The sequence below is a fragment of the Coleofasciculus sp. E1-EBD-02 genome, assembly GCF_040218245.1.
GTDB lineage: Bacteria > Cyanobacteriota > Cyanobacteriia > Cyanobacteriales > Coleofasciculaceae > Coleofasciculus.
The window spans coordinates 28,292-54,039 of the sequence record NZ_JAVJQN010000150.1 but is presented as its reverse complement, the minus strand read 5'-3'; the positions used below and the strand labels follow the sequence as shown (position 1 = coordinate 54,039).

General features: G+C 45.4%; 20 protein-coding genes and 1 pseudogene. 12 read left to right on the top strand and 9 right to left on the bottom strand.

The features are described from left to right. Positions 1-98: 98 nt before the first annotated feature. Positions 99-689, top strand: coding sequence for a PEP-CTERM sorting domain-containing protein (locus tag RIC07_RS23845; protein WP_446396682.1), 591 nt, complete (start codon positions 99-101; stop codon positions 687-689). 319 nt (positions 690-1,008) lie between these two features. Further along, complete coding sequence (locus RIC07_RS23840) at positions 1,009-2,238, top strand: DNA cytosine methyltransferase (RefSeq protein WP_446396681.1); 1,230 nt, start codon at positions 1,009-1,011, stop codon at positions 2,236-2,238. Here the strand turns inward: RIC07_RS23840 and RIC07_RS23835 are convergent. Both RIC07_RS23835 and RIC07_RS23830 read right to left on the bottom strand, forming a co-directional pair. Next, positions 2,190-2,390: a hypothetical protein gene (locus RIC07_RS23835; protein WP_446396680.1), complete on the bottom strand. Its 201-nt coding sequence runs from the start codon at positions 2,388-2,390 to the stop codon at positions 2,190-2,192. The genes RIC07_RS23840 and RIC07_RS23835 overlap by 49 nt on opposite strands. A 27-nt stretch (positions 2,391-2,417) precedes the next feature. Beyond that, entirely contained in the window at positions 2,418-2,855 is a 438-nt protein-coding gene (locus RIC07_RS23830; protein ID WP_446396679.1) for a hypothetical protein, read from the bottom strand. 25 nt (positions 2,856-2,880) lie between these two features. On the opposite strand from RIC07_RS23830, the pseudogene RIC07_RS23825 reads away from it, so the two are divergent. Continuing rightward, a pseudogene (locus tag RIC07_RS23825) lies at positions 2,881-3,315 on the top strand (CHAT domain-containing protein). Positions 3,316-3,339: 24 nt separating this feature from the next. Beyond that, positions 3,340-4,608 (top strand): molybdopterin molybdotransferase MoeA, encoded by a 1,269-nt coding sequence (locus RIC07_RS23820; protein ID WP_446396678.1) that lies wholly within the window; start codon positions 3,340-3,342, stop codon positions 4,606-4,608. Between the two features lie 388 nt (positions 4,609-4,996). Here RIC07_RS23820 and RIC07_RS23815 read toward each other — a convergent pair whose 3' ends face one another. From RIC07_RS23815 to RIC07_RS23795, 5 genes are all read right to left on the bottom strand, one after another. After that, on the bottom strand, positions 4,997-5,617 hold the full coding sequence (locus RIC07_RS23815; RefSeq protein WP_446396677.1) for an HPF/RaiA family ribosome-associated protein: 621 nt from the start codon (positions 5,615-5,617) through the stop codon (positions 4,997-4,999). A 41-nt stretch (positions 5,618-5,658) separates the two neighbouring features. Further along, positions 5,659-6,102 (bottom strand): DUF2267 domain-containing protein, encoded by a 444-nt coding sequence (locus tag RIC07_RS23810; protein ID WP_446396676.1) that lies wholly within the window; start codon positions 6,100-6,102, stop codon positions 5,659-5,661. A 231-nt stretch (positions 6,103-6,333) separates the two neighbouring features. After that, positions 6,334-6,705, bottom strand: a complete 372-nt coding sequence (locus RIC07_RS23805; protein ID WP_446396675.1) for a hypothetical protein — start codon at positions 6,703-6,705, stop codon at positions 6,334-6,336. A gap of 465 nt (positions 6,706-7,170) precedes the next feature. Then, positions 7,171-8,880, bottom strand: a complete 1,710-nt coding sequence (locus tag RIC07_RS23800) for an ATP-binding protein (protein WP_446396674.1) — start codon at positions 8,878-8,880, stop codon at positions 7,171-7,173. A gap of 125 nt (positions 8,881-9,005) precedes the next feature. Continuing rightward, a complete protein-coding gene (locus tag RIC07_RS23795) occupies positions 9,006-9,236 on the bottom strand; it encodes a hypothetical protein (protein ID WP_446375385.1) in 231 nt (76 codons plus the stop codon). 206 nt (positions 9,237-9,442) lie between these two features. Here RIC07_RS23795 and lepA point away from each other — a divergent pair, with 206 nt between their 5' ends. The 6 genes from lepA (at position 9,443) to RIC07_RS23765 (ending at position 20,597) form a co-directional block, all read left to right on the top strand. Further along, positions 9,443-11,254, top strand: a complete 1,812-nt coding sequence (lepA, locus tag RIC07_RS23790; RefSeq protein ID WP_446396673.1) for a translation elongation factor 4 — start codon at positions 9,443-9,445, stop codon at positions 11,252-11,254. Positions 11,255-11,549: 295 nt separating this feature from the next. Beyond that, positions 11,550-12,452, top strand: a complete 903-nt coding sequence (locus tag RIC07_RS23785; RefSeq protein WP_446396672.1) for a polysaccharide lyase — start codon at positions 11,550-11,552, stop codon at positions 12,450-12,452. A gap of 196 nt (positions 12,453-12,648) precedes the next feature. Then, positions 12,649-13,368: a Uma2 family endonuclease gene (locus tag RIC07_RS23780; protein ID WP_446396671.1), complete on the top strand. Its 720-nt coding sequence runs from the start codon at positions 12,649-12,651 to the stop codon at positions 13,366-13,368. A 38-nt stretch (positions 13,369-13,406) separates the two neighbouring features. Further along, positions 13,407-14,021, top strand: a complete 615-nt coding sequence (locus RIC07_RS23775) for a hypothetical protein (protein WP_446396670.1) — start codon at positions 13,407-13,409, stop codon at positions 14,019-14,021. Between the two features lie 40 nt (positions 14,022-14,061). Beyond that, positions 14,062-15,366: an ATP-binding protein gene (locus RIC07_RS23770; RefSeq protein WP_446396669.1), complete on the top strand. Its 1,305-nt coding sequence runs from the start codon at positions 14,062-14,064 to the stop codon at positions 15,364-15,366. Next, complete coding sequence (locus tag RIC07_RS23765; RefSeq protein WP_446396668.1) at positions 15,363-20,597, top strand: WD40 domain-containing protein; 5,235 nt, start codon at positions 15,363-15,365, stop codon at positions 20,595-20,597. The genes RIC07_RS23770 and RIC07_RS23765 overlap by 4 nt, the downstream gene beginning before the upstream one ends. An 18-nt stretch (positions 20,598-20,615) precedes the next feature. On the opposite strand, the gene RIC07_RS23760 is transcribed toward RIC07_RS23765, so the two are convergent. After that, complete coding sequence (locus RIC07_RS23760) at positions 20,616-22,535, bottom strand: CHAT domain-containing protein (RefSeq protein ID WP_446396667.1); 1,920 nt, start codon at positions 22,533-22,535, stop codon at positions 20,616-20,618. 192 nt (positions 22,536-22,727) lie between these two features. Here RIC07_RS23760 and RIC07_RS23755 point away from each other — a divergent pair, with 192 nt between their 5' ends. Then, positions 22,728-23,069, top strand: a complete 342-nt coding sequence (locus tag RIC07_RS23755; RefSeq protein WP_446396666.1) for a DUF433 domain-containing protein — start codon at positions 22,728-22,730, stop codon at positions 23,067-23,069. Between the two features lie 6 nt (positions 23,070-23,075). Next, a complete protein-coding gene (locus RIC07_RS23750; protein WP_446396665.1) occupies positions 23,076-23,426 on the top strand; it encodes a DUF5615 family PIN-like protein in 351 nt (116 codons plus the stop codon). Here RIC07_RS23750 and RIC07_RS23745 read toward each other — a convergent pair. Next, a complete protein-coding gene (locus tag RIC07_RS23745) occupies positions 23,410-25,515 on the bottom strand; it encodes a glycosyltransferase (RefSeq protein ID WP_446396664.1) in 2,106 nt (701 codons plus the stop codon). The genes RIC07_RS23750 and RIC07_RS23745 overlap by 17 nt on opposite strands. Positions 25,516-25,748 lie beyond the last annotated feature (233 nt).

The following is a 25,748-nucleotide window of genomic DNA, read 5'->3' as shown; positions in this document are numbered from 1 at the left end:
CTAAGTTGGTGTAAGGTTGGGGGTTTTGTCAACTCCTGCTTAGCTTAGGGCGATCGCAGACAAAAGTTGTTCAACAGTATTTACAATTAGGTGATTTTATGAAACGCTTAGCTCTTGCTGCAACAGTGGCGTTAGGTTGGGCTGCACTTGCTGCACCTGCTAATGCTGCACTCTTTAGCTGGGATATTGAATATACCGGCTGGTGGGAAGAGGATGGCGGCGGCTCCATTTCGGGTACTATCTTCGCCGATGAAGACGATGCGGCTGATGGTATTGTGTCGGCTGATGAGTTGAAGGCTTGGGAATGGAACTGGAGTGGAAATGATGCCGTATCCGCATTTTCCATTTCTTCTGAGGAGGAGGGTGCGACAACGGATTTTGAGCCGAGTTTCTACGTGAATGATACTCTCAATCAGCCCATAGGAATGGATTTCGTTGATCCAGACAATCTCGACCAAGGCTCCTTTATTTCCGGTTCTGGCAATGAGCTTCTCGATTTGCAGGCTTTACTGGTTATTTCGTTTATGGATGGCGTTGAGTCAGTCTCCGTAGGAAATCCTACTGCAACAATTGGAACTGTGACTGTTTCAGAGCCTACTCCCGTTCCTGAACCCGCTACCGTTCTGGGCTTACTTGCTCTAGCAGGTATCAGTACGGCGACTTTTAAACGTCACAAACAGGACACTTAACTCAAAAACTGGTTGGAAATCCCCAAATAAGAACGAAGCAAGTTGGGTAACTTCACATCGGGTACTTCTTACCTGCTTCAAGGTGTTCTTTCGCCCAACGTTGAGGCGAAAATAAAGAAACAAAGCCCCTCCCAGTATAGTTCTGAGAGGGGTTTCCAGTTTTTGCAGCAAGCCCTAACTAGGGCAAATTTTGCCAATCATTAAGTTTTATAACAAAAGACACTAGATATATCCGTTACTGCCCCCTTACATTATGGGCAATTAACAGGACTTGATATAAACTTCTGGGAGCTGAAACCTTTGATCTGGAGACCCATTTATGGCAGCATCATCTTGGCGTCAAGGCTGGGACATCACTGACGAAGAACGAGAGGTTTACAGGAAACGTTCTCAGGCGTCGAGTCGAGCCAAAGCCAAAGCTGTCCGGGGTGAGGGACGAACACCGATTCATCCGATTAATGTACCTCGGCTCAATCCAGACGACCTGATGCCACAATTAGCCAGTAACGGCTGGCGATCGCTCTCTTTGTTCAGTGGTGGTGGCGGTTTAGACCTAGGCTTTGATCGAGCTGGATTTACCCATGTCGCATCCTACGATATCTTACCTGAATCTGGTGTTACCTTGAGGAACATTCGACCAGAGTGGACTGTGTTTGGGGGGGAACAAGGAGATGTTACCCAGGTAGACTGGCGAGACTATCGGGGCTTAGTTGACATAATCCATGGCGGTCCACCCTGTCAACCGTTTTCTGTCGCTGGTCGTCAGCAAGGAAAAGAAGACAGCCGGGATATGTTTCCAGAATTCATCCGGGCTGTGTTAGAAATTGAGCCAATTGCTTTCGTGGCGGAAAATGTTACAGCATTGGTGGGCAAAAAATTCAGCTCATATCTTAAAGAGGTTGTTGAACATCCCCTGCGTCAGAACTATACGCTAATTCGAGTTATCCTCGCAGCGCCATCCTTCGGAATTCCTCAAATGAGAAAGCGTGTATTTTTTGTGGGGTTTCGTCAGGAAAAAATGGCGTCAAATTACCAGTCCCCTCTCCCCACCCACAGTTGGCATCATTTGCCTACGGATAAAGTTAAACCTCATGTTCAGCTAGATCTATTTTCGCTCCTCGACCCGTCTGAAACGTTACAACCTTGTATGGGCGTGCGTGAAGCATTAGGACTACCTGATATAGGATTTGATGCGTTATCTCCTACCATTCGCAGTTCTCTCACCGGTCCCCGTCATACCACATCAGTGTTGAGTAGTGTTTCCGCGCAAAAGATTTGGGAAAAACTACAAATTTGGCCCAATGGAGTTGCTCTCAATCGAGAACAGGCGCATTTATTTGTACCAGATAATGGTCACTTTCGCTTATCTGTACCTGACTGTGCAATTTTGCAAGGCTTTCCTCAATCCTGGTCATTTGATGGTGCTGTTTATAAAGCCCTAGGTCAAATTGGCAATGCTGTTCCCCCACCAATGGCGTATAGAGTGGCTGTATCTATTGCTCAAGCTTTATCGTCAAGAACTTCCGCTACCAATTCCCGCAGACGCTGAGCATGATTTTCGGTAATCCGTTCCCAACCTTGAAAATAAGACGCCGGAATGTGAGGATTATTTAAGGTCGAACCTCTCTCGATTAAATAGCGACATCTATCCTTTAAGATAGCAAGCATTCGTTCAGGCGAATAGCCTTGAGTTAAGTCCATCTGGTTACGATATTGCTGGATGGTATACTATTTCTTTTGCAGACGACGAGCATCTTCAAGGGTATAAATCTGTTTTTGCCCCAGAATTTTGTAAAGCACATTAAAGGTTAGTAATTCAGGGGCAAGCTGAGCGAGTTTGTAGTCAGGTAAGATGTAAGATTCTTTTTCATGAATCCATTTTCCCATGGCTTGGGGAGAACCGTAAAGCCAATAGTTTAATTTTGCGCCATCCTTATTGTAGAAACCAAATAACCAGTGTTTATCTTGCCACTTTTGAATATGAGTTAACCCAAAATCACGAACAGTTGTCACAGAAGAACTTGTCGTTGATTTTAATTCAAAGGGGATATAGCGTCCATTGAAATAAAGAACAGCATCTGTACCGTTGCGAGTTGCTTTGGCAGGTTTCTGGAGTTGAAAGAGAGTGATCAGTTCGTTTTCTCGACGATCATCTTGAACCGTCATTTGAAAAATTACCGTGGTTGAGAACATGGCAAACGCCCGGATTATTCACCTAGCCACCCACGGCATACTCGATGAAATCTGGGGATTAGGGAGTGCGATCGCATTAGCTCCCTCTACTAACGATAACGGTTTACTTACGGCAGATGAAATCCTCACCATGAACCTCAACGCCGAATTGGTTGTCCTCAGTGCCTGCAATACGGGTCAAGGTCGAATTACCGGGGATAGCGTCATCGGTTTATCACGCTCCCTTATTTCGGCAGGTGTACCCAGTGTGATTGTATCCCTGTGGATAGTGCCAGATGCCCCACAGCCTCCCTGATGCAGGAATTTTATCAAAATCTACAAAACCAATCCTGACAAAGCCCAAGCGCTGCGACAAGCCATGCTGACGACAATAGCAAAACATCCTCATCCCAGAAACTGGGCAACCTTTACACTGATAGGAGAAGCCGAATAACGCATTATTCCTAATTTTTGCCCCATGCTACCCGTTAACCAAACCGAATCCATTATCTTAGATCTCGTCCACCCCTTAGACTCCCAGTTAGACAGCGAAATTATCGACCTATCCGCCGCCACAGGTCGCATTTTGGCTACTCCTGTAACCAGCCAATTAGATTTTCCCCACTGGGATAATTCGGCGATGGATGGTTATGCGGTGCGCTATGCTGATGTGCAGTCGGCTAATGAACAGCAACCAATGCGTTTAGAACTTGTCGAAGAGATTCCTGCTGGCTATCAACCGCAAAAAACCATTGCACCCGGACAAGCGGCGCGTATCTTCACCGGTGCATGTATGCCCCAGGGCGCTGATACGGTGGTGATGCAGGAACATACACAGCGCCAGGATAACCAGGTTTTAATCTTACAAGCCCCGAAACCGCAAGGTTTTGTGCGTCATCAGGCATCATTTTACCGTGCTGGAGAACCCCTCTTAGACGCAGGAATTCAACTGGGTGCGCCAGAAATTGCCATCCTCGCCGCCGCCCAATGTACGGAACTCACTGTCTATCGCCGTCCCAAAGTCGCGATTCTCTCCACGGGGAATGAACTGGTTACGCCGTACCAACCCTTGCAACCGGGTCAAATTGTCGATTCTAACCAATACGCCTTAGCCGCTTGGGTGACTCTCTGTGGCGGAATTCCCAAGGTACAGGGGATTATCCCCGATAAACCGGACGCCCTGAAGCAAGCCATTGCCCAAGCGATTCTAGCCGCCGATATTGTTCTCTCGACCGGTGGCGTCTCTGTGGGGGATTATGACTATGTAGATGAAATTTTAGCCCAACTGAATGCTGAAATTCATATCCGTTCGGTTGCAGTCAAACCCGGTAAACCGTTAACCGTGGCGACGTTTCCGCCTCCGAGTCAGGGGAATAAAAAAGGCTCATCGCATCCAGTCTTATATTTTGGTCTACCCGGAAATCCAGTCTCGGCTTTAGTCAGTTGTTGGCGATTTGTGCAACCTGTGATGAAAAAGCTTTCTGGTTTACCAATGCAACAATGGAAACCTAGGTTTATCAACGCCATCTCCTGTAGCGAACTCAAATCTGATGGGCGTCGAGAATCCTATTTGTGGGGTCAGCTTCAATTAGTTGAGGGGAAATACGAATTCAATCTGGCGGGTGGTAGTCACAGTTCGGGTAATTTAATTAACTTAGCCCAAACTACGGGTCTGGCGGTTGTACCCGTTGGTCAAACCTTAATTCCAGCCGGAGAAACGGTGCAAGTTTTGTCAGTGGGCTTGTAAGAATCCTTTAAGATGGGGCGGTTGTAGACGCGGAGCGGCTTCCCGTAGGGTAACCGCAGCTATACAAACAAAACCCGCCTGCGCGGGTTTACATTTGCCAATTTACTCTTTCTCTTCTATCTTCTGCCTTATTTATAAATTATGAATGTCAAGATATCGCGAGTAAAAAGCCTCATTAATTGTAATTTTGGTAGTGGCGTGGCACACCTTAATTGGTGGATTAGCATTGTAGGGGCGCAAGGACTTGCGCCCAGTTTAAACGTCAAATCTATTCCACAATTTTAGTAACGCACCAACCAAGGTGGTGCGTTACGGCGCATGAGTGTTCTGTGGGAAATAAAAGTGAATAAAAAACTATGCGCCTAACGCACCCTACACCAGTGCTAATCTATTTGTTCCAGCCGAGGGGTTGTTCAATCTCCAATTCATCAACTTTGGAAATCTGCTCACCCGGCTTGTTCACAATCTGCACGGTACTGGCTTGCAGTCCTTGTTCACCTTCCTCGGCAAAGAACCGCACACCTGTACCGATACTTAAGCGGTCAAAGTCATCATGGAGAACACTATTGCGGTGGAAATAGACTTCCTGACCTTCCACGGTTTTGAGAAAGCCGTACCCTTCTTCGGGAAATAACTTGGTAACGATTGCTGTCATTTCCTGAGTAGGATGAGACTTAACCTCATTCCGTTGCCGTTCGCTAAGTTCGATAAGCTGGCGGCGTGCCGACTCAAAGGCGTTACGGATCACGGTTTCTACCGGCTGGTACTGCGTTCCTTCTCCCGGATTTTCGACCACGGCAAGTTCGTGACCTGGTGGTACGGTCATATCGATTCGCACCCGATAGGGGGAACCGCTATTTGGTTGCTTGTGTGCCTGTTCAATCGCAATGCGGCAACTATTAATGTGGTCGCAAACCTGCTCTAACTTATCGACTTTTTCCCGGACTAATGTATCCAGGGCGTCGGTTTTTGGTACATCCCGATAGGAAATTTCTAAGGGAAGTTGCATAAATTATCAGTCCTCAATTCAGCTATTGCTGCTATTTACAATTACGCACGGACTGCTTGGGGCCAAAGTTCTTTAATCTCGGCGGGTAGAATGCCGATGATGTCTTCGATTTCACCCGTGGAAACGCGGTTAGACATAATCTTGAAAACAGCGCGTGCGATCGCCTCAGCATCAACGTTCGGTTCGATGGTTTGGAAGTATTCGCTGATGTGGCTCAAGAATTGGTCTTTAGTGCGTTCCTTACTGGGGTTCGTTGCTGGTTTCCAGTCTTCGTAGTAAAACCCAGTCAGTAGGATGGGCAACTGAACAGCCAATTGAGCGGCTTCGTCTACCATCAAGCGATCGCGCAAAGCGTGCAATGTTACACGCAATCCCTGGAAGGCTCTATGTTTGTCCTCCCAGCCTAGTTCTGCGGCTACATCATTGACCCAAGTATTGGTTTTTTGAACGGTGGTGTCAAATGCTGGTAATCCTGTCATAGACATATAATATCCTCCTGTATTTTATTGGTATTCAGGTGTCAGAGGTCTCTATTGCTATGAACCTCTGCAACATCACTGTAATCAGGTTAACAAAGGGATCGGGTTCAGGTTTTCTATCAAATTACATAGATTTGTCCTAGAAGGATCGGATGATTTTTATTAAAAAATTGTCGCTGCCTTTGCCTCTTCCTTAAGATTGATTTACAGCAGATTTCAGGTTGATGAAGTACAGCCTTAAGCAAGATCCCCGACTTCTTGGAAAAGTCGGGGATCTGTCTGTGTAATCAACCGACTACCCCCTGGTATCTGCTCTTTTGGTGGAGTCGGTTCGTCTTCGACTCTTACCCCATCCTTCCGTGTTGGCAAAACAGCCAAACTATTGCCCTTGTGGGTTCCTGCTGGTAGCCGTTCATCGGGAGAACCTGGATTGATCGGCGGTTCGTCTACTTGGATGACGTTTTTTTTGATTAATAATAAATCCTGTCCAGCTTGAGGGTGAAATTGTAACATCAGGAAACGTTGATGAGGTTGAATGCCAATGACAGGCTGACTCAAAACAGTTCCCCAAAGAATTAGGTTTAATACTATGCCAACCTGAGTATTCATAGATAATGTTCCTGACTCAACTCTAATCGCTTACGTTGAGTTCAGAATAGTTGGCAGAACTTTCCTTATGCCAACTGTATCCTCTAGAGGCTGGACGGTGGTGATTATCTCAACTAAACAGTTAGGGGAAGATGTCAGACTTAGGGGATTCCCCTAACTTTTTGAATAAAATAGAAGGAATAGGGAACAGGGAACAGGAAATGCCTTTGCCAGTAAGTCTTTATAGCACTACGCATTAAGGTTAGGACAAATGAAGAAAAATTAAAATCGCTCAATCGCTTGTCAGGTAAGCGTTTTTCTTCACTATTGCCCATGACACACCGAGCGAAGCCGAGGTGTTGCCTATTGCAAGAAAGCCTAGCGCGTAGCGCTATAACTCAAACGTTTTCCAGCTACCAACCTAACGGAATGATACTGACTTAAGGCTATTTCTGCGACGCTGCACTAGGATACCTCGCCTTTTGCTCAATCTGTGCGCGACACCATCACGGGTTCTTGATAAAGGGGTACAGTAAATGTCACAGTTGAACCTAAGTTTTCTCCCATGCTGAAGAAATGTACAACACCGCCCATGGTTTCCACTAGCTTTTGGGAAATAGCTAACCCTAACCCGGTTCCCCCGTAAGGACGATTGAGTCCACCATGCACCTGGCTAAAGGATTGGAAGAGTTTGTCTTGCTTATCCAAGGACACCCCAATTCCCGTATCCGCTACCCGCACTTTCACATGTCCAGGAAATTCCTGTCCTTGAAAATGGACTTTCTTGCGAATGACTTCGGCGCTGATGGTAATTCCCCCTTCATCGGTAAATTTAATGGCATTCCCTACCAGGTTTAGCATCACCTGTAGCAACCGTTGATAGTTCCCATACATAACAATGCCATCGTAGACGGCGGGAATTTCCAGGGTGAAGCTCAAATTCTTGTGATGGGCTTGCTGCGCGGTAAAATCATAGACCTTATTGAACAGATACTCTAACTCAACTGGACTAAACTCCAGCTCCATTTTTCCGGCTTCAATCTTGGCGATATCTAAGATATCGTTGATGATGTTGAGCAGATGTAAGGCACTATTATGGGCTTCCTGGATAAACTCTCGCTGTTCTTCTGGATCATCCGCCATCCCTTCCAGAATCAGCTTGAGAAAGCCAATCATCCCATTTAGGGGCGTCCGCAATTCGTGAGAGGTGCTAGCCAGAAATTCACTCTTGAGGCGGGACACTTCTTCGGCTTGTTCTCTGGCTAGTTCCAGTTCTTTATAGAGCGTACCATGAGCGATCGCGGTTCCCACTTGTTCGGCCAACTCCCGCACTAGCTCAATTTCCGCATCACTCCACGGACGGTGGCGATCGCACTGTTGTAAACTAATTAAGCCATTGGGTTCATCTTTATAGGACGTGGAAACCACCAGCAGGGATTTTTCTTGAAACCGACTCGGGGCGATTTGGTCAACTACAACGGGTTCGGAACTCCACATCGCTTGTTTCATTATCAGTTCCGACTCCAGTTCCAGCGTCATCCCCAACATTTCCTCTAATGAGTCTTGGCGATACTCCGCTTCCACCTTGACATCAATGTAGTCGGGTTTGTAGGAACAGATAATACAGCGACTGACTTGTAAAGCTTTCCCTAAACTGTCTACCGTTTGTTGCCAGATTGTATCTAAGTCTAACGTCCGGCGAATCCGGCGGGCAATTTGGGTGAGTAGTTTTTGATTGGGATCGACACTTAACGGTACCAGCGAATCGATCACTTTTTGCACCGAACCCTCAGGTAATAGATGACCTATCACCCAAACCTGAGTCGCCTGACCGTCTGCTTGTAAAATTGGGCTGATCACCAGTTCAAAGGGAAAAACGTGATCGCCATAACAGAAGTCGTGGATACAGCGTTCTGGGGTGCGGTTGTCTAGAATCCGCTGGATTCGATCCCGATAAGCATCTAGAGCAATGGGATGAAAGGTTTCGTTGAGGGGAACCCCAATAACCTGTTCTTGAGTTAATTCATACTGCTCGGCTTGTCGCCAATAAAAGGAGTGATACTGACCTGATGCATCTTGGCTACACATCAGCTCAACCTCTAACTCCTGCAAAAAGCTTGACTTGCCTTGTGCAGTAGTAGATTGCATAGTGGTATACCCGAATCGAGGATGGTGGAAATCAGCAGGAGCAATCATCTACAAGAAACCTGGAAACTACAAGCAGCGAAAGGATTAGCGCTCGCACCAAGACAGACATAAATGCAACCCCTTAACGCCCTGGAGCCTCAGGCGAACGATTAAAGCGACGAACCTCTTGGCTCTTAATCGTTCCATTCGCCTCGTGGCGGTACTGGTGGATTTCGTCTCAAGGTGCGGGTTAGCTCATCATCGCGATCGCGCTCTCCTCTTAGCCATTGACGAATGGCTGTTTCTATCACCTTAGACGGATCATTGGTTAAGTGTTTGATTTGGTCTAACAGTTGAGCATCCATCAGGATAGATATTTCTTCCTTGTCTGTTGAATGCTCTCGATGGACGGCATGATTATTCATTGTCATCAGTGTTTTAGTCTTCCCCTACACTACATTTTACGACAACTTGCTCTCTTGCCACCTGAGATTCGTGACGTACTTAGCCCCAAAAGGTTCTCTGGAGTTAGAGTATCAGGAGTATTGTCCCCATTTTTGGAAGAAACATTAAAATACATTAAGAGCCATCCATTCCGTGTTGCCAATTTTTTTTGTCACCCGATAATTCTATGACTGATGTTCCTGTCTCTCGCATTCGCAATTTTTCCATCATTGCTCATATTGATCATGGTAAATCCACTTTAGCCGATCGCCTCTTACAGACAACCGGGACGGTGAGCGATCGCAACATGAAGGAACAGTTCCTGGACAACATGGAATTGGAACGGGAACGCGGGATTACCATTAAACTGCAAGCCGCTCGCATGAACTATCAGGGGCGAGATGGTGAGCAATACGTTCTCAATTTGATTGACACCCCGGGTCATGTGGATTTCTCCTATGAGGTTTCGCGATCGCTGGTCGCTTGCGAGGGCGCATTGCTCGTGGTAGACGCCTCTCAGGGGGTTGAGGCTCAAACTCTGGCAAATGTTTATTTAGCCTTGGAGCATGACCTAGAAATTATTCCGGTTCTGAATAAGATCGACCTCCCAGGAGCAGAACCCGAACGAGTGATCTCAGAAATCGAAGAGGTCATTGGTCTCGATTGTAGCGGAGCCATCCTCGCATCGGCAAAGGAGGGTGTTGGTGTCAATGAAATTTTAGAATCCATTGTGCATCTGGTTCCTCCTCCCCAAGACACCATCAATCAGCCCCTGCGAGCCTTGATTTTTGATAGCTATTATGACCCCTACCGAGGCGTCATCGTCTATTTCCGGGTGATGGATGGTACGGTGAAAACCGGGGATAAAGTTCGCCTAATGGCATCCAAAAAGGAATATGAAATTGATGAACTGGGCGTGCTATCACCCACACAAATCCAGGTTGAGCAACTACACGCCGGAGAAGTGGGATACATAGCGGCGGCGATTAAAACTGTAGAAGATGCCCGTGTTGGCGATACGATAACTCTAGCAGCTGAACCGGCACAGACGCCCTTACCGGGTTACAAGGAAGCCAAACCCATGGTGTTCTGTGGCTTATTCCCCACCGACGCGGATCAGTACGAAGATTTACGCGAAGCCCTGAATCGTCTCAAGCTTAATGATTCGGCTCTCAACTATGAACCGGAAACCTCCAGCGCCATGGGGTTTGGTTTCCGGTGTGGTTTCTTGGGCTTATTGCACATGGAAATTGTCCAGGAGCGATTAGAACGGGAATATGATTTAGATTTAATCATTACCGCCCCGTCTGTGGTCTATCGAGTCACGAATATGGATGGGGAGGTTTTGGAAATTGACAACCCCAGCTTACTCCCTCCACCCCAGCAGCGGGAGAAAATTGAAGAACCTTATGTTCGCATCGAGATGATTACCCCAGAAACCTATGTGGGGACGCTGATGGAACTGTGCCAAACGCGGCGGGGTGAGTTTAAAGATATGCGGTATTTAACCCAAGGGCGAACCACCTTGGTGTATGAATTACCTCTGGCGGAAGTCGTGACTGACTTTTTCGATCAACTCAAATCGCGATCGCGGGGTTATGCCAGTATGGAATATCAGCTTATTGGGTATCGGGAAAACACGCTGGTTCGCCTCGATGTGTTAATTAATGGTGATCCAGTCGATTCCCTGGCAATGATTGTTCACCGTGATAAAGCTTACTCTGTTGGTCGGGCGTTAGTGGAAAAACTCCGGGAATTAATTCCCCGTCACCAATTCAAAATTCCCCTGCAAGCCTCAATTGGTAGTCGGGTGATTGCCAGTGAACATATCCCTGCACTACGGAAAGACGTACTCGCTAAATGTTACGGAGGAGATATTAGCCGCAAGAAAAAATTGTTACAGAAGCAGGCAAAAGGGAAAAAGCGGATGAAGTCTTTAGGTACAGTTGATGTGCCTCAGGAAGCATTTATGGCAGTATTGCGCCTCGAACCCCAGTAGGAAAGCTGGGGGATCTGGGGAAGCTGGGGTTGTAGAGACGCGCCATGGCGCGTCTGGGAGCTGGGGGAGAAGCAATTAAATTAGAGCTTATCCGAGGAGTATTGATGTCCATCTAAACAGTGATGATTTCCTTATTCCTTATCACCTTGCCATCTGCCTCTGCCATCTGCCTGCTGCCTTTCTTCAGCCAAGGGCTGACAAAAGCCAAGAGCAAGGATTAAATTGGATGGTTGAGGGTGCATCAAGATGAAAATGCTCAAAACTCTACGCTATCCCGCACGTTTAAGCCAAACCCATGTCAATCAAATTTAAGCATCTAACCGCTTCAGGTCAATTACTAAGTGCAGCTTTTTTAGTCATCATGCTGAATAGTTGCGCTCAGACTTCTTCAAATGAAATAGACTCCTCTTCTGCCTTAAGCAATTCCACAGAAACCAGTCAAGACGTAGCCTCTAACGCTGATGTCACCCCGCTTTGGTCAGATAGCTTTGCCGCAACGGATTGGCAGCAATCTTGGCAGCTTAAAAGTGAGAAACAATGGGGTTTAGAAAATAGTGAAGTGATTAAAGACGCCGACGGCAGATATGACCAAGTTCTGCGGGTGAAGTATCCGGCGGGTTCAGCGAGCCCTACAGTTTCTCGAAAAAATGATGCTCCGTTAGGGGGTACACAGTTTTATGCGGATTTAGGTTTACCTGCTAAAGAATCCCTGCGCTTGAGTTATTATGTTCGTTTTTCCGACGACTTTGACTTTGTTAAAGGGGGGAAATTGCCAGGACTTTATGGGGGTGACGGTGCTAGTGGCGGAAAAACGCCTGATGGAACCGATGGGTTTTCGACGCGCTTTATGTGGAGACGCAATGGAGATGGGGAACTGTATGCCTATCTACCCACAAGTGAAGAATACGGCTCATCAATTGGTCGGGGAAATTGGCAATTTATCCCTGGAACTTGGCATCATATTCAGCAAGAAGTTGTCCTCAATGAACCGGGTCAAGCCAATGGTCGGGTTAAAGTTTGGTTGGATGGAAACATGGTTCTAGATGAGCAAGGATTGACATTCCGTACCGTTGAAGACCTTAAAATTGATGGTATATTCTTCTCCACCTTTTTTGGTGGCGGTGATCCTTCTTGGGCAACTCCAAAAGATGTGTATGTCGATTTTGCTGATTTCTCGGTTTCAGAGGTGAACGAGTAGGGGACAAGTTTATTCAAAGTCGCCATATCACGAGAGTTTGGTTACTTGTCCTGATTCGGGTAAGCGATCGGGTTGAGGTGTTTAATATTACCATGGGTATAGCGTTTCCTGATCGGGTAAGTTACATTGCCTTGGGTGCAAGCTTTTATTTGCGACATGGGAACTGCTAGAAAACAGACTAGGTAGGATAAAAACGATGGGAACTTTATTTGAACTACCTGTAACGTTACCCAATCATACTCAGCTTCCTGAGTCAGATGGTACTTTTGTGAAGAACTTTCAAGAACATCCTCAAAGTATCCTGTTGACCGATGCGATCGCCCCCATTTTGCAACACCTTCACCCAGATGGGCAATACTGTATTGGTCAAGACTGTGGTATTTACTGGCGCTTGACTGAGCCGCCAGAACGGGGAGCCGAAGCCCCTGATTGGTTTTATGTTCCCAATGTACCGCCAACTCTTGACGGTCAGATGCGGCGTTCTTATGTTCTTTGGCAGGAAATTGTTTCTCCCCTAATTGTGTTGGAATTTGTCTCTGGGAGTGGTCAGGAGGAACGCGATCGCACTCCTTTCGCGGGTAAGTTTTGGGTTTATGAACAAGCTATTCGTGTACCCTTTTACGGCATCTACGAAGTGGCGAGAGGTAGCCTAGAAATTTATCATATGCTGAACGGGCGATATAGTTTACTACCTCCCAATGAACGGGGACACTACCCAATTCCGCCTCTACAGGTAGAACTCGGTATTTGGCAAGGTTGCTACAAAAACGTGGAACTTCCCTGGCTGCGCTGGTGGGATAACGAGGGTAATTTGCTCTTGACAGGGGAGGAACGAGCTGAACGCGCCGAGCAGGAGAATTTGCGCTTGCGGGAACAACTCAGGGCATTAGGTGTAGATCCGGAAACGTTGCTATAAGTCCTTTTCGGCGTATTTTTTAACCAGGAAGGCGCGAAATGTCGTCAAATGCCAAAAAGCGAAAGAAAAAAAACTTTGCTAGCTTTAATACCACAGCAGCCTTCAAGCAATTAAGCCTAACTGAATTATTACTCTGGCAGGTTGACAGCCAACCTGTTGCACCCAGTCCCTTTTTCCAAGAACGCTGGGCTAGATTACAATGTTTTGATTTACAAAAGTATGAAGAATCTAAAAAAATAGTGATTGATGCAATTTGTGAAGAAGCTATTCAACCCTATAAGAAGTTGAAAATATGGAAAGGGGCGGATCTAGACTCTGATATAACCACAGGAAATGTTGATTACTTGATTACTGAACGTAAGGCGTATATTGAATCTCCTTATCTCTGTATTGTTGAAGCCAAAAAAGATGACTTTGAGCAAAGATTAGCTCAGTGTTTAGTAGAAATGCAAGCGTGTTCCTGGCAAAATCGCCAACGCGAGCAGGAGATTGATGTGTTTGGAATCGTTACCAATGGAGATGGTTGGCGGTTTTATAAATTAACAACTGAAGGTGAGGTGTATGAAACATTACTCTATGGAATTGCTCATCTCGACGAGATTTTAGGGTTGCTGCGCTATATTTTTCAGCGATGTGAACAACATTTGTCTTAAGGTAGACTAAAAACAATACTATAGCCAAGGAAATAGTCAAATGCTGGATGTCCGAAACTTTTATAAGGCAACGAATCCGAGCAAAACTCTAGATATCACGAACATACAGGATCAAAAATACTACACTGATTTTTCAACAGTGCGTGGGGGCAAACTTATCGAAGAGTTACTCGATAAAATTACATTTTTCTCGGCTGACGAGGCAACCTGCGATTTGTTCACTGGACATATCGGTAGCGGCAAGTCTACTGAGTTGCTGCGCTTGAAGGCTGAGTTAGAACGGGAAGGGTTTTATGTGGTTTACTTTGAATCCTCTCAAGACTTGGAAATGGGAGATGTTGATATTAGCGATATTTTATTGGCGATTGCTCGTCAAGTGAGTAAAAGTCTGGAAGAGGTAAAAATTAATCTCAAACCTAGCTATTTTACTAAACTATTTCAAGATATTGGTGACTTTTTGCAAACACCGATAGAGCTATCAGCCGAGGCTGAACTATCGTTGGTTATTGGCAAACTGACGGCAAAAACTAAAGAGGCTCCGAAACTCCGGGATAAACTGAGGGACTATCTAGAACCGCGTACCAGTAGTGTTCTCCAGTGTCTTAATCAGGAACTATTGACACCCGCGATCGCAGCCCTGAATCGCCAGGGAAAAAATGGGCTAGTCGTGATTGTGGATAATCTGGATCGTGTCGATAATACTCAGAAACCTTCCGGGCGTCCTCAACCTGAATACCTGTTTGTGGATCGGGGAGAACAGTTGAGCAAATTGGGTTGCCATGTCGTTTATACGATACCCCTGGCGCTGATTTTTTCCAATGATGCTGAACGGCTCACTGAACGCTTTGGCGGCGATCCCAAAGTGTTGCCTATGGTGTCAGTGCGGTTACGGGATGGTAGCGAATGTGCGGAAGGGATGAAACTACTGCGTCAGATGGTGTTAGCTAGAGCGTTTCCAGATTTTGATCCACAGCAGCGTTTACAGGCAATACCAGAGATATTTGATAATCCGGAAACCTTGGATCGATTATGTCACGTTAGTGGCGGTCATGTCCGAAATTTGCTGAGGTTGCTGAATCGTTGGATACAACTAGAGAAACAACTTCCCCTGTCGCGGGAGCGTTTGGACGATGTAATTCGAGAACGTCGTAATCAGTTAAGCCTGCGAATTGATGACCAAGAGTGGGATTTACTGCGTCAAGTGGCACAAAGTAAGCAGGTGAGTGGAGACGAAAACTATAACAGACTGATTCGCAGTATGTTTGTATTTGAGTACCGCGATCGCGATGGGTCTTGGTTTGATATCAATCCCATTTTGCTAGAAGCTAAACAACTTCAGCTATGAATGAGCTATACCAACCTGATGAAAGTGCTGACTACGAGAACTCCTTGGCAGATTTAGCCTGGGCAATTGAGTCGTCTTTGGGTGAATTTTCGCTAATTTTGGCACGCTGTAATTTTGTCAGTTGGCAAGCCCAGATGGTGCAGCAACTGCAAGGGTTAGTCAGCGTGAAGATTCGCGTTATCCAGCTTCAAGCATCGGTTAAGCGGCTCTACCAAAGGATTCAGGCGGAATTGGGGGATGAACAGCCTGCTGCACTGATGATATTGGGGTTAGACGCCGTTGAAGATATTGATTACCTCCTGACGGCGGCGAACCAAGTGCGAGAAGAGTTTCGCAAAAATTTTCATTTCCCCATCGTCTGGTGGGTGAATGATGAGGTACTGCAAAAGCTGATTCGATTAGCCCCAGATTTTGAGAGTTGGGCGACAATAACCGAGTTTGCGATCGCATCTGACACATTGAGTGATTTTCTCTGGAAACAGATGGAGCGGGTGTTTACGGCGGTTCTAGAGGCGGGTGGGAGTGAGTTTCTGTCTAATGAGGCGATTCTGGGTACGGGTTATCGTCTGGAACTGGATTCAGCCAGCAGTGGTTTACACCTCAAACCCAGTCTTAATGCCAGTCTACAGTTTGTTTTAGGGCGAGCTGACTACGAGAGCGATCGCATTGATCAGGCGTTAACCCGATATCAGCAGAGTTTGCAGTTTTGGCAACAGGGAGGAGACAGTACCAGGAATTCTAAATTGAGAGCCGGACTCGTGTTATTCCATATCGGATTATGCTATTGTCGCCAAGCTGAATTAGAACGCCGGGAACGTCAGCATCATTGGCAAGAAGCGCTACGGTATTTCCAGCAGGGGATGGAGGTGTTTGAATCTCCAGAGTTAATGGCTAAGTTCATTAATCAATCGGCTCAAGTGTTGCAGCACTTGGAATCCTGGGATGAACTACAACGGTTAGCCGAGAAGTCCATCACCCTACATCAAACCTATGGGACTTTGGTGCTATTAGCTCAAGATTACGGCTTTTTGGCAGAGGTGGCGTTAGCGCGGTCAAAGGGGCAAAATGCCCATAAGCTGGCGCAGCAAGCGTTACAACTTCTGGATCAGGTTCCTATCCAGCAACGACGGCATCAGGGTTTATACTTATTACTCTTAGGGCGATCGCAGCAGCAGCTTGGTCAATTGGATTTGGCTGTTCGCAGTTTGGAACGTGCCAGAAGCGGAAGTCATGCCCAGGATAACCCACCGCGTTACATTCAGATTTTAGAACAACTGCGATCGCTTTATTTTGAACAAGGCAATTACCTCAAAGCCTTTCACGTTAAGCAAGACCAGCGTTTGATTGAGCGACAGTATGGATTTCGGGCGTTCATTGGCGCGAGTCGCTTGCAGTCTCCGGTAATCGAGTCCATCCCCTCGGAAATTACGGCATCTGGGCGTCAACAGGATGTCAAGCGCTTAATTGAGCGAATTAGCAGCACTCAGCACAAGCTCACTGTTATTTATGGTCAGTCCGGTGTGGGTAAAAGCTCGGTGTTAGAGGCTGGGTTAGTCCCAGCACTTAAACAGCAGGTGATTAACACTCGTGATCCTTTACCGATCTATATTCGAGTGTACACCGATTGGGTAAGGATGTTGGGTCAGAATTTGGCGAAAGGTTTGGGGGAACAAGAGATAGAAACACCATTGATGGAGTCATTAACTAGGGAAGGCGATTCAGCCGCTATTCTTGAACAGTTACAGGATAATGAATCCAGAAATCTGCTCACAGTGCTAATTTTTGACCAACTAGAAGAATTTTTCTTTTCCTGGCAAGACTCAGATCAGCGACGATTATTTTTTGAATTTATGCGCGATTGCTTAAATGTGCCCTTTGTTAAGGTGATCTTATCGCTACGGGAGGATTACCTACATTTAATCTTGGATGGATGTCGCCGGACAAAGCTGGAGGCGATTAACAATAATATTCTCGATAAAGATATTCTCTTCTATTTTGGCAATTTTTCACCGGATGATGCACGAGCCATTATCTACAGTTTGACCGAAAATTCTCAATTCCACCTAGAGACAGCATTAATTAATCGGTTAGTTAAGGAGTTAGCCGCAGAAGTGGGTGAGGTGCGTCCAATTGAGTTGCAGGTGGTAGGGGCGCAGTTACAAACCGATAGCATTACCACGTTAGAGAAATATCATCAGGTTGGTTCTAAGGAGAGATTAGTCGAACGGTATCTAGAGGAGATTATTCACGATTGTGGTGATGAGAATAAAAGTACGGCTGAGTTAGTCTTATATTTGCTCACTGACGAGAATGGCACTCGACCCCTGAAAACTCGTGGGGAACTAGCAGCGGATTTAACTCTAGCCGATAATTTAGATTTAGTGTTAGAGATTTTGGTGACATCGGGCTTAGTATTTGAGATTCCCGAATCTCCAGCTAACCGCTATCAATTGGTTCATGACTATCTGGTTGAGTTTATTCGTCAGCAGCAAAAAGCGGAAAACTTAGCAGAATTGAAACGGGAAAAAGAGCAGCGATTACTTGCTGAAGCCCAGCTTAAGCGGGTTGAACAGGCGAATCGTATCTTGGAGGATGCTAAACGAAAAGCAACACAGCGAATTCAGACCAGTTCTACAGTTATGGCATTCTCTATTTTGGGATTAGTCAGTATCAGTGTCTGGGCAACTCAAGCAAGTGTCAAATTAAACGATAGCCTGACTCAAATAAACCAGAAGGAAATAGCTTTAACTAAGGCAGATGAAGAAAGAAAAGCCGCTCAACTCGAGACCCAAGAAATACAGCAAAACCTACAAGCGGCTCAAACCAATCTTGTTCAAGTTACTCAAGACGTACAAAATAAATCTTCACAACTCAAAAAAGCAGACCGAAAAGAAAAAGAGGCACAACAAAGACTGAAAATTGCCACTCAAAGAGCAACGGAGGCGGAACAAGGATTGCAACAAGTCACTCAAAAAGAACAAGAAGTACGGCAAGGACTGCAAAGAGTGACTCAAAAGGAGAAAGAGGCACGACAAAGACTACAAACCGCGACAAAAGAAAAGACAGAAGCCCAAGCAGAGGCAGAACGCGCCCAGCGAGAACAACAACAGGCAGAGAGAGCCTTTGAACAGGCTCAAGCGAAACGTCAGCAAGCCGAAACTGAGTATAACCTAGCCCAGAAAAAACTGGATGAAGCGGAAGTAGGTCGCCAATTAGAGCAAGTTTCAACACTCGCTTTGCAACAGTTTCAGTCGGGAGAACTTGCCGCGTTACTGGCTGTCATGAGAAGTGGGCGAGAATTACAAAAGCTGGTGCAAGATGGTCGTTCACTTCAAGATTATCCGGCTGTTGGTCCAGTAAGGGCGTTACAGTCAATTTTGGAGAATATTCGGGAACGAAACCAGTTGCAGGGTCATCGGGGTTGGGTGATGAGTGCGAGTTTTAGTCCTGATGGGAAATATATAGCGACGGCTGGAGAGGACGGTATTGCTAAACTTTGGAGTTCATCAGGACAGTTAATTAAAGAGTTAACGGGGCATCAGGATAAGATTTGGTCTGTGCGTTTTAGTCCTAATGGACAATACATCGCCACAGTCTCTACCGATGGCACAGTAAAACTATGGGATATTTCTGGACAATTAATTAAAGAATGGAATACCAATCAAAGCGCCATCTTGAGTGTAAATTTTAGCCCAGATGGGCAGTATCTCGCTACAGCAGGAGAAAGCGGCACAGGAATTCTTTGGAACTTGTCTGGAGAACAAATAGGTGAGCCTTTTGGGGAGCATCAAAATAGTGTGACTAGCATACGTTTTAGTCCTGACGGGCAGCAGATTGCGACGGCTGGGGAAGATGGCACGGTTCAACTCTGGAATCTATCGGGGCAGAAAATTAGTGAGCTATCGACAACAGGTGATAGTCAGGCAATTTTCAGTGTCAGTTTTAGTCCTGATGGACAATATCTTACTACTGCTGAAGAAGACGGCATCGTCCGACTCTGGGATTTATCTAAAAAGCAGTTTGTTCGACTGACAGGTCATCAGGGGTTGGTTTTGAGTGTCAGCTTTAGTTCAGATGGCACGTATATTGCCACAGCAGGAGAAGATGGTACAACTCGACTTTGGGATCTATCTGGACAGCAGATATCTGAACCGTTTAGGGGTCATCTGGGGGCAGTTCTTAGCGTTAGTTTTAGCCCCGATGGACAGCAAATTATCACCGCAGGTAGCGATGGGATTGCTCGACTGTGGAACGTTTCCAAGCCAAAAATTGCCAGATTCGATTCAGAATTTACGACTAATCAGAATGGAACTACCAGTATAAATTTTAGTCCTGATGGGCATAAAATAGTTACGGCAGGAGTAAATGGGACTATAAAAATTTGGAATTTGTCGGAACAAGAAATTTATCGATTTAAAGCACATCAAGGTACTATTTGGGATGTGAGCTTTAGTTCCGATGGAAAGTATATTGCCACAGCAGGAGAAGATGGCATAGCCCGACTTTGGAACTTTTCCGGAGAAGAGTTAGCCAAGTTAGACGGTCACTCCGGATGGGTCACAAGTGTACATTTTAGCCCAGATGGAAAGTATATTGCCACAGCAGGAGAAGATGGTATAACCCAACTTTGGAACTTTTCCGGAGAGGCGTTAACTAATTTAGATAGTCAGCAAGGACGGATCTTTGCTGTACGCTTTAGTCCAGATAGTAAGCAAATTATCACAATAGGGGAGGACAGCATCGTCAAGGTTTGGAACCTCTCTGGTCAGCAAATTCAAAAATTAGAAGGTCATCAAAATGCAATCTTAAGCCTGAGTTTTAGCATGGAAGGAAACTACATTGCAACAGCATCAGCAGATGGCACAGCAAGACTTTGGAATTACAATTCTGGACAGCAGATAACTGAATTTAAAGGTCATCAAGGGTGGGTTAGCAGTGTCAGTTTTAGCCCAGAGCTAGAAATTGTGACAGCAGGGGAAGATGGTACAGTGAGACTCTGGAACCACTTTGGGCAACCCATTGCTAAATTAAAGGGAGATATCGGCAAGATTATGAGCGTAAGTTTTAGTCCAGATGGACAGCGTATTGCTGCTGTGGGAGAGAATGGTAGGGTAAAGCTATGGCGTCTTGAACAATTTGGATTAGATAAACTCTTGGAGCAAGGCTGTGATTGGCTTCAAGATTATATTGTAACTCATCCAGAATTCTCAGAAGTATGTTTAAACAATTAATAATTCAAGTCATTGAGATTACCAAGGGCTACCAATCATAGTAAATGCTGCCCAGTAATAAGGATGAGTGAAAGATTTATTATCTTGATCATTTAATCTGGGAGGTAAAGGAACAGGTTGTCTAGTTCCCCATAAATTTCCCCCTTCTAGGCGCACATCCCCGTGCAGCATAGCAAGCTGTGCTTGTCGTAAGGCTTCTGCTTTAATCGGAGCTGTTTGCAATTGCCGATAAAACTCGATCATCAGTGCCATTGTTCCCTCATCGCTAACATACCAAAGACTTGCTAGTACCGACTTAACACCTGCTTGTACTGCTAATCCAGACAAGCCCAACTCCACTTTCTCATCTCCCACGGCAGTGCGATCAGCACTTAGCACCAATAGTTCTATTGGTGAACTTCGATTACTCCAATTTAATTCGCGCAGTTGATCGAAGCGCAATAGCTCATTCCATAGTAATATATAGGAATCTTCTAAAGATCCAGGTTGGAAATCACTATGAGTAGCTAAATGCACAATTGATGCATCTTGGCTTTCTAACTGGAGAGAGGGGAGGGTAACTTTTTCATTCAAAAAATATTGTCCTCCTCGCAACTCGACAATAGTTTTAACTTCCAATGGAACAGAAGGCAGAGGATTAAGATTTAGGGACTTAGCTAGTTCACTAGATTCAGAAATACCCATAGCTAAAACAGGAGCGTTTTTAATGTCAACATAATCTGTATTTGTTAAAGATATGCTTGGTGTTAAACCAAGACTATATTTCTCAACCAAAAATTTTTTACCATCATGCAGTGCCGCAATTGGCAGAGAACGTAAGTCAGCATCCATGATGAAGGTAATATTCTGAATACCTTGGGTGTTTAATTCTTCGTCCAAAGGAGCCATCAACCAATTATAGAGTTGTTGAGCTGGCTGCAAATACCCGGTAGTCCTTCGTAGGATGGGGTTAGTAATTGATCTTCTTAATTTTGTTGCCTCTGTTGTTACTACTTCGAGTGTCGCATTTAGTACCCGTTTGCGGATGATTTTCCCCTGATATGTCAGCAAAAAAAGTTCTATAACTTCGTTTTTGTGCTTGGTTTTTTCTATTCTTATTTCAGACAAATAATTGGGTGATAATTTAGCAAAAATAAAAGCAGGTTTCACACCAGTATCTTGTTTAATTTGGTTTAAGATTCTTACATATTTTACTATTTCACTATTTTGAAATTCTGTTGGGTATTGGAATGAAACTTCACTCTCAATAGCAGGCTCTACTACTCTGAATTCTCTAAGCTGTAATCGCTCAAATAGACTTGCATTAGCAATATTTGATGAGCTATGTTCATTAAATTGAAGACGATTACGAATAGGGTCAAATGACTCAGTGACTCGAACAATTAAAATACTCTGACCTAATTCAGTTCCTGCTCTCAGGCTAGCTTCAACATTCTCAAATAGTGGGTTAGCCCGTAGTAACAGTAATTCGTCTTCCAATTGAGTGACATTGAGAGGTGTGCCAGTACCACGCCGCAAGCGGCTGCGGATATAATCTTCTTCAATCTGTCGTGTACCTTCAACCTGAATCTCTTTCAAACTTCCTTCAATAACCCGAATTTCCGCAACTCCTTTGTCTAGAGATTCTTCAACGATAACTGCTCTGGAAGTAATATAGCCTTGTTCTATGTACAGTTGGGAAATGGCATCAGCAACTCTTCTAAGTTCTTCGATAGTCACAGTGCGTCCTTCCACCAGTTCAATGATTGGTTTAAATTCCGCTTCACCAAAGATGGTGCTACCAGTAACTTCGATTCTCTGAACTTGAATAAGTTGCTGATCTTGAATGGTAACGAGTGAATCTGATACCGATTGAGCCAGCAGCGCCTGCACCTGCCCCGCAGCAATAACACCCACAAGGGCAAGTGCAACTAGAAATAGATTTATTCGTCTGACCATAGAAGTGTCTACGGTGTAGGATTATTCTCTAATCCTAACTCGACTTGTTTCTAACTTAACCTACCCCATAGCTATTCTTTGCAGACTGGAAATGGGAGCAGCCCTGTGCGCTTACAACCACGATTTATTGGTAAAAGTGTGCCAGTAGAGTAAGCTAGGAAAAGAGTCAAGTCCTGCCAGAAAGACTATCTCATGAGTATTCCAGTTGAATTTCTAGCTACAGCTCCACCCCTACGATGGGATGAAGCCGGAGGTATCCGTATTGGTCAAAGCCGAGTCACCCTTGACAGCTTACTCGCCGCCTACCACACTGGCTCCACTCCCGAAGAGATTGCTCTCCAGTACGATGTGCTTCACCTGTCAGAGATTTACGCGGCTATCACTTACTACCTCACCCATCGCCAGCAAATTGATAACTACTTAGAACAACGTCGCCAAAAAGCTCAACAGCACAGACAGGAACTGGCTCAAAACTATAACTTGGTTAATCTGAGGCAACGTCTCCTTACTCGCCATCAATACCCAATGAGTTGATATCAAGTGCGTCTTTTGACTGACGAAAACTTTAACGGAGCCATATTGCGTGGGCTGATCAGACGATTGCCCGGACTTGATGTAGTCCGTGTGCAGGATGTAGGGCTGATGCACGCTGATGATGCAACCATCCTTGAATGGGCTGCCAACGAGAAGCGCATCTTGCTCACTCATGACGTAGCAACCATTACCATGTATGCTTATGATCGCATCAATCAGGGTCTACCGATGCCTGGAGTTGTCGAGGTTATCGCGACGGCTCCGATTGGACAGATTATTGATGATTTAGAACTCTTCATTCTGTGTAGTCAGCCTGAAGAATATGAAAATCAGATTCTTTTTATTCCTTTTTCTTGAAAGCTGTCTCTGGCAACACATACTCGACAGTTACATCCTCCGTATTACGCAGAATTAAAGCACGATCGCTACTATTTGATAAATCAAGGTTTCTCAGCGAAGACTCTACTACGTTTTTCAAAATTACACTACTAATAGCAGATATATCCTCAGTTGAGTTGGATGATTTTTCTCGGAGTGTAAACCCGCTCAAATGTATATCCTGAATCCGATTCTGATTAGACTCTGCTTTTTCGGTCAAACGATGCTCACGAGGTCGAATGACCAGAACAGCTTCTGTATCAGGTTTACTGATATGCGCTTGTAAAATCGTTCGCCGCATTCCTTGCCCTTTAATAATCGTGTGACTGCGATTAATTTCAATGGGATAAAATAAATCAATTTCACCAATGGGTAAATTAATCTGTACTGGGTCTTCACCAGACAGACGATTAATTAACGCCTGGAGGGATTTAGCATCATCTTGACCATCATTGGGAATAATCCCATGATCAATCGCTTCAATAATTTGAGGGGGAACCGATTGACTCATCGCCCAGCTACTATTTGACCATAAACCTGCCACATCTTGTAAGGGACTGAGAAGGCTGGCAAACCAACATAAAATAATCACAAAACCAAATAACTGGGAGACATAAAGAAAACGAGACACACTCACTTTAACCAACCGTTCCAACCCCGATCCGGCGGCTGAAATACTTTGATTTCCTCGGTTTGACCACTTTTGTTGAGCAAGGTTCATCTGAGTCCAGATTTTGATAATACAGGAACTCCACTGGGCGATTAAAAAGACGGGTAAATGAATCGGTTTCAGCCGAGATTGTCGTCCCCAGAAAATGATGGTTAAAATTATCGGTCGAGTACAAAGAATCCAACATAGAATTAGTCCAGCGGCTAACCAATACCCTTGAACTAAACAAATTGATAACGAACCCGGCGTTATTAGAGTCGTCCAGTAACTAATCCGTTGATCCAGGAGACAGTACCACATAAACCATCCCGCTTTACCTGGACCCAAACCGATCGCGCGATCGCTGTTCCGCAGCATATTCCCATACCAGCGGCGCATATTCTGGTAAGCGCGATCCATTAATGACCCAGAAATCGTCTCAATGGAATAGACAATCACATCGGGGATATACAACATATCGTAACCCCGACGCAGTAACCAATACCACGTCGTTTTATCGTCGCCGGAGAGGAATTTAAACTGTCCCCACAACCAATCATCCAACGTATCCAGTTCTAACTGATCCGCAAATGTGGGATGCAGCGCCGCCTCCGCCCGAAATAGGGAAAAGCGTCCTGTCAAACACATCACTTTTTGCGACAGGGACACCGAACACATTTGATAATGACGCTGGGATAGGCGTAAATGGAACCACTCAGAAAATAGATACGATCCCTCAACAATGGGTAACTCATCTGTTGTCAGCGCCCCCATTTTGGGAAATAGGCGAAAAAATGGCAAACAGCGACGTAAGGTTCCAGGTGTCAGTTCAGAATCGCCATCCATTAAACCAACAACGGCATTTTGGGGTAGATTTAAACGCGCTAATTCTCGTAATCCATCCGCCATGGCTTTGCGCTTCCCTTCCCCGGTTTGTACCATTTGGATTAGGCGAATACAACTGAGTTCCGGATCAACGGATTTAAGTACCTTTAAAATGGCAGCATTTTCTGCATCACTGCTACTGGTAACCAGCAGTGTCAGGGGATGAGAGAGGCTTTGGGCTTCTTGGGCGATGACTCGGAAGACTCGTTCCGTGATCCAAGGTTTTTCCTTATAGGTTGGGACTAATAAGCAAACAGGCGGTAACTTATCCAGGGGAATGCGATCGGCTTGTTTGCGCCACCGGGGAAAAACCCAATGTAGATAAATCCGAGAACGAATCACTTGCAGCGCCCACCATGACCATCGCCAAATGCCAATCAGCCCCATACTAATTAAACCGGATATGCCTAATAGGTCTAATTGTTCTGGGTTACGCAGCAGGTAGAAGCCAATAAAACCGAAGGCGGAAAGACACAGCAGGGCGAACCAATTGAGATAGGACGAGATGTTTTGCCAACGAAATAATCGAATCATATAGCAATCCTATGTGAGTCGTGTCCAAAAATCTGATAATTTTCGGGAATGGGCAATGGGCAATGGGCAATGGGAAAGAGTTTCAATGCTTTTTTCTATTTTTTTATTTTTCACAACCTATTTAGAATTGCTATAGAGTTTTGGGGTGTAGAGACGCTTCCAAAGCGCGTCTTTAATTGTGTGTAGGGGCGAATTTTACTATTATCATTTGTCACCTCACCTAGATGTAACTA

Excerpts from the sequence above, each read along its gene's own strand:
- RIC07_RS23845 (WP_446396682.1), top strand. The coding sequence starts at position 99 with ATGAAACGCTTAGCTCTTGCTGCAACAGTGGCGTTAGGTTGGGCTGCA.
- RIC07_RS23840 (WP_446396681.1), top strand. The coding sequence starts at position 1,009 with ATGGCAGCATCATCTTGGCGTCAAGGCTGGGACATCACTGACGAAGAA.
- RIC07_RS23835 (WP_446396680.1), bottom strand. The coding sequence starts at position 2,390 with ATGGACTTAACTCAAGGCTATTCGCCTGAACGAATGCTTGCTATCTTA.
- RIC07_RS23830 (WP_446396679.1), bottom strand. The coding sequence starts at position 2,855 with ATGACGGTTCAAGATGATCGTCGAGAAAACGAACTGATCACTCTCTTT.
- RIC07_RS23820 (WP_446396678.1), top strand. The coding sequence starts at position 3,340 with ATGCTACCCGTTAACCAAACCGAATCCATTATCTTAGATCTCGTCCAC.
- RIC07_RS23815 (WP_446396677.1), bottom strand. The coding sequence starts at position 5,617 with ATGCAACTTCCCTTAGAAATTTCCTATCGGGATGTACCAAAAACCGAC.
- RIC07_RS23810 (WP_446396676.1), bottom strand. The coding sequence starts at position 6,102 with ATGTCTATGACAGGATTACCAGCATTTGACACCACCGTTCAAAAAACC.
- RIC07_RS23805 (WP_446396675.1), bottom strand. The coding sequence starts at position 6,705 with ATGAATACTCAGGTTGGCATAGTATTAAACCTAATTCTTTGGGGAACT.
- RIC07_RS23800 (WP_446396674.1), bottom strand. The coding sequence starts at position 8,880 with ATGATTGCTCCTGCTGATTTCCACCATCCTCGATTCGGGTATACCACT.
- RIC07_RS23795 (WP_446375385.1), bottom strand. The coding sequence starts at position 9,236 with ATGAATAATCATGCCGTCCATCGAGAGCATTCAACAGACAAGGAAGAA.
- lepA (WP_446396673.1), top strand. The coding sequence starts at position 9,443 with ATGACTGATGTTCCTGTCTCTCGCATTCGCAATTTTTCCATCATTGCT.
- RIC07_RS23785 (WP_446396672.1), top strand. The coding sequence starts at position 11,550 with ATGTCAATCAAATTTAAGCATCTAACCGCTTCAGGTCAATTACTAAGT.
- RIC07_RS23780 (WP_446396671.1), top strand. The coding sequence starts at position 12,649 with ATGGGAACTTTATTTGAACTACCTGTAACGTTACCCAATCATACTCAG.
- RIC07_RS23775 (WP_446396670.1), top strand. The coding sequence starts at position 13,407 with ATGTCGTCAAATGCCAAAAAGCGAAAGAAAAAAAACTTTGCTAGCTTT.
- RIC07_RS23770 (WP_446396669.1), top strand. The coding sequence starts at position 14,062 with ATGCTGGATGTCCGAAACTTTTATAAGGCAACGAATCCGAGCAAAACT.
- RIC07_RS23765 (WP_446396668.1), top strand. The coding sequence starts at position 15,363 with ATGAATGAGCTATACCAACCTGATGAAAGTGCTGACTACGAGAACTCC.
- RIC07_RS23760 (WP_446396667.1), bottom strand. The coding sequence starts at position 22,535 with ATGGTCAGACGAATAAATCTATTTCTAGTTGCACTTGCCCTTGTGGGT.
- RIC07_RS23755 (WP_446396666.1), top strand. The coding sequence starts at position 22,728 with ATGAGTATTCCAGTTGAATTTCTAGCTACAGCTCCACCCCTACGATGG.
- RIC07_RS23745 (WP_446396664.1), bottom strand. The coding sequence starts at position 25,515 with ATGATTCGATTATTTCGTTGGCAAAACATCTCGTCCTATCTCAATTGG.